The following is a 282-nucleotide window of genomic DNA, read 5'->3' as shown; positions in this document are numbered from 1 at the left end:
TTGATCGCGGTGAGGCCGGCGGCGAGCAGGATGATCTTGTCGCCCATCGTGCCGGTCGTCTCCCCGGCGGCCTGGATGATCCCGATGGTCAGCTGGTCGGTGATCTCCAATGCCAGCGCGGCCAGGGTGATGACCACGAAACTGCCGAGCACTGCTTTGCCGGCGCCGAGGGCGGCGCGGGACAGGGCGGTCGGGTCGCGGCGGATGAGGCCGAGGATGAGCTGGAAGCAGAAGAAGACCAGGACGATAAAGATGCCGATGCCGAACAGCAGGTTGTAGACG

At 65.6% G+C, this 282-nt stretch carries 1 pseudogene; it reads right to left on the bottom strand.

The window, feature by feature from the left end:
- Positions 1-282: pseudogene (locus N864_RS25415) on the bottom strand (conjugal transfer protein TrbL); the annotation flags it as partial.

The sequence above is a fragment of the Intrasporangium chromatireducens Q5-1 genome (assembly GCF_000576575.1).
In the GTDB taxonomy this organism is placed as follows: domain Bacteria; phylum Actinomycetota; class Actinomycetes; order Actinomycetales; family Dermatophilaceae; genus Intrasporangium_A; species Intrasporangium_A chromatireducens.
The sequence above is the reverse complement of the archived record's forward strand: the minus strand, read 5'-3'. Positions and strand labels throughout refer to the sequence as shown.